This window comes from Actinomycetes bacterium (genome assembly GCA_036000965.1).
In the GTDB taxonomy this organism is placed as follows: domain Bacteria; phylum Actinomycetota; class CALGFH01; order CALGFH01; family CALGFH01; genus DASYUT01.
The window spans coordinates 1-3,446 of the sequence record DASYUT010000093.1 but is presented as its reverse complement, the minus strand read 5'-3'; the positions used below and the strand labels follow the sequence as shown (position 1 = coordinate 3,446).

5 protein-coding genes are annotated in these 3,446 nt (G+C 71.6%); 4 read left to right on the top strand and 1 reads right to left on the bottom strand.

From position 1 onward, the window contains the following. Positions 1-300 precede the first annotated feature (300 nt). Positions 301-627 (top strand): GYD domain-containing protein, encoded by a 327-nt coding sequence (locus VG276_07365; protein HEV8649212.1) that lies wholly within the window; start codon positions 301-303, stop codon positions 625-627. A gap of 227 nt (positions 628-854) precedes the next feature. On the opposite strand, the gene VG276_07360 is transcribed toward VG276_07365, so the two are convergent. After that, on the bottom strand, positions 855-1,157 hold the full coding sequence (locus VG276_07360; protein ID HEV8649211.1) for a hypothetical protein: 303 nt from the start codon (positions 1,155-1,157) through the stop codon (positions 855-857). A 299-nt stretch (positions 1,158-1,456) separates the two neighbouring features. Here VG276_07360 and VG276_07355 point away from each other — a divergent pair, with 299 nt between their 5' ends. The 3 genes from VG276_07355 to VG276_07345 all read left to right on the top strand — a co-directional run bounded on the left by VG276_07355 (position 1,457) and on the right by VG276_07345 (position 3,226). Next, a complete protein-coding gene (locus VG276_07355) occupies positions 1,457-1,627 on the top strand; it encodes a methyltransferase domain-containing protein (protein ID HEV8649210.1) in 171 nt (56 codons plus the stop codon). Between the two features lie 65 nt (positions 1,628-1,692). Then, positions 1,693-2,001, top strand: a complete 309-nt coding sequence (locus VG276_07350; protein HEV8649209.1) for a hypothetical protein — start codon at positions 1,693-1,695, stop codon at positions 1,999-2,001. Positions 2,002-2,155: 154 nt separating this feature from the next. Then, complete coding sequence (locus tag VG276_07345) at positions 2,156-3,226, top strand: acyl-CoA desaturase (protein ID HEV8649208.1); 1,071 nt, start codon at positions 2,156-2,158, stop codon at positions 3,224-3,226. The last annotated feature ends 220 nt before the right edge of the window (positions 3,227-3,446 follow it).

The window sequence follows — 3,446 nt, the reverse complement described above, 5'->3', positions numbered from 1 at the left end:
CGAGCAGGCACGGCGCGCCCCCCACCGACCAGCGCTCGGGGCACCACCGACCACCACCACCGCGACCACCCGAGGACGTCAACACGCCCAGCAGACAACCGACGAGGACACGCCAAGGAGGGCGACCCGATGAGCATCAACTCCGGCTCGCCTGCGCTCGCCCGCCCCGCGCCGTTCCCCTCGCCGGCATCGCGGCCGATTCACCTTGCTGGCTTGTCCGTCGAGTCCTGGGCGACTAGCCTCCAGCCAGCGGGCGATTCCGGGATCCCAGGGATGCGTTGGTGAAGGGGGTAGGCGGCGATGCCGAAGTACGCGGTGTTCTTCACCCTCAGAGGCGAGGCCATCGCCCGGGCCATGCAGCAACCAAGCGACCGGGTCGCGGTGGTGTCCAAGGCGGTGGAGTCCGCGGGAGGCAGGCTTGAGGCGTACTACTTGATGTTCGGCCAGTACGACGGCTTCGTCATCGTGGACCTCCCCGATTCCCGCGCAGCTGCCGCCTCCAGCCTGGCGGTGAGCAGCACCGGGGCCTTCGAGCACCTGGAGACCCACGAACTCATCGAGGCAGAGGACGTCAACCCGGTTCTGGAGCAGGCCAAGGGCATCAGCTCCCAGCTCCCCGGCACCTAACCGGCACCTAAGGGGTCCCCGCCGTGCAGGGCGATGCCGGGGGCGAGTTCGCTGGGCCGCCGGTCGGGTCGGGCTGCACCCAGATCACTGACCGGAGCGGGTCGGGGACCGCCGGTCGCCACCGAGTGTGGGAGCCTGCTGGCCCGGGCAGTGGATCCATCACCGTGAGGGAGTGGGGGCGGCGTGGCGCCAGCCGAGTTGTTCCCCGCGGCGGCGCCTGCCAGCCGTCAACGCCATGGCCACACCCCATCCCGGACAGTGCGGCGCTTGCCCGTCCCCCTGACCCGCCACAACCGGTCCAGCTCCGCCGCCAGCGGCCCGGTGCCGTGCTCGAGGTACTGCAGGTCGCCGTGGCTGTAGAACGGCCGGCCGTGGACGCGGCACGCCCGGCAGCGCCAGTCGCAGGTCTGCGGGGTGCACGGACGGGCGTCGTCGGGCCTGGGCCAGCAGGTGCAGCTGCGGCCCTTGTCGATCCCCGATCCGGGTGGGATGCTGATCTCCCCGGGCCGGCGCGTCTTCCGGCGGCCCACCGGGCGTCACCGCCCTTGGCCTGGTTGCAAGGCTCCGACCAACCCAGCAGGCAGACGGGCACGACCAAGCCGGAGCCGCATGGCGCGCCCACCGTACTCCCCAGCGGTGGGGCCCGCCGGACAAGGTCTGGGTCCGGACCACGCCACCCACGCCGGGGTGACCTCTTCTGGATCGTCAGCGTTGGCGGGTGTGGTAGCCAAGCCGGTCGATCGGCACCCGCCGGCCGCTGCGCCCGCGGCGAGGCACAGCCGCCTGGCATACTCAACTGGCAGCTGTCGCCCTAGGCGAGAAGGTCCCGGTGGCCGCGGCCGGGCTGGCCGCCCCGCCCCTGGTCCTTGCCGACGCCACCCGCCTGCCCTTCCGCGACGCCAGCGCCGACGTGGTCGTCGAGGTGCACGTCCTGCACCTGGTCCCCGCCTGGAAACAAGCGCTGCGGGAGCTGCGCCGGGTCCTCGCCCCGGCGGCGTAATCCTGGTCGGCCGCGGCGGCGGCCACGCCGACGCGGAGAGCCCGCGCAGCCTGGCCAGCCGGTGGATGCAGCAGCTGGTCGGCTACCAGCCGCACCCGGGCGCCAGGCACGACGACCAGAAGCTCGAGGAGCTCGCCGGCCTCGGCGGCACCGTGGAGCAGCTCGAGCCGGTCCGCTGGGACTCGCAGGAGAGCTGGGCGGACGCGCTGGCCGAGATCGAGGGGCGGTGCTACTCCCACTCCTGGCGCTACCCCGAGCCGGTGTGGGCGGCCGCCGCCGGGCGCCTCCGCGCCCAGGTGGAGGCCGAGCACCCCGACCTGCACGCTCCCGTCCGGGTCGCTGCGCAGTTCCAGCTGGCCGCCGTCCGGTTCTGACCGCCGCCCAGAGACGCGCAGCGATCGCGCAACCAGTACGGGTTTGCTTTAATCGACCAGGACAAGGGATTCCAGTGGTTTAGCGCGGAAAGTGCAAGAAGTACCCCCCTCCGGCAGGTTGCAGCGCCCGCCGCCCGACGAGACAGGAGCGTGCATGGCCGGCTTCGAGGACACGCAGACGATCGACCCAGCCAGGGGAGGCGGCCGCCCGGGCCGCGGCAGCGCCTACGCCGAGCTGTCCCGCCAGGTCAGGCAGGCCGGGCTGCTCGACCGCCGACCCGCCTACTACACCGCCAAAATCGCCGGCCACGCGCTACTGCTCGCCGCCGGCTGGGCCGCGTTCCTCCTGCTGGGCGACTCGTGGTGGCAGCTGGCCAGCGCCGCGTTCCTCGCCTTCGTGTTCGCCCAGGCCGGATTCCTCGGCCACGACGCCGGCCACCACCAGATCTTCCGCACCAGGAAGGCCAATGACATCGTCGGCCTAGTGCACGGCAACCTGCTCATCGGGCTGAGCTACGGCTGGTGGGTCGGCAAGCACACCCGCCACCACTCCAACCCCAACCACCTGGACCTCGACCCCGACATCAGCATCGGGGCGATCGCGTTCACCGCCGACCAGGCCCAGGCCAAGCGCGGGCTCACCAGGACGATCGCCAGGTACCAGGCCTACCTGTTCTTCCCCATCCTCCTGCTCGAAGGAGCTCACCTGCACGCAGCCAGCATCAAGGCCGTGCTCCGCGGCGACGGGGTCAGGCACCGGCGGCTGGAGGGGGTGCTGCTGCTGGTCCACCTGGCCGCCTACCTCGGGGCGGTGTTGCTGGTGCTGCCGCCGCTGAAGGCGGCCGCCTTCGTGCTCGTCCAGCAGGGCCTGTTCGGCCTGTACCTGGGGTGCGCCTTCGCCCCCAACCACAAGGGCATGCCCGTGGTCGACCAGGACGACGAGCTCGACTTCCTCCGGCGCCAGGTGCTCACCTCGCGCAACGTGCGCGGTGGCCGGTTCGTGGACTTCGCGCTGGGCGGACTGAACTACCAGATCGAGCATCATCTGTTCCCCAGCATGCCCCGGCCCAGCCTGCGCCGCTCCCAGGCGCTCATCAAGCGGTTCTGCGAAGAGCGCGGCCTCGACCACAGCCAGGCCAGCCTCTTCGGCTCCTACGGAGAGGCGCTCCGCCACCTCCACGAGGTCGGCGCCCCCCTGCGCCTGGCCGCCGTTACCGCGGAGTAGCTCTACCTCAGGAGCGCACCTTCACGACCTCGCCCTGGCCGCCCCCGACCAGTCAGGTCACGATCTACGGCTGGAGTATTAGCCACGTCGCGAGTCGGCAGCCGACGCCGGCCTCACCCCATTTCCCAGGTGGCTCCGGAGGCCTCAGCTGAGAGAACTTGCGGCTGCGATGAGTCCCCGATCGAGCGGGAGGCGAGCCTGAGCGGCGACCGAGCCACAG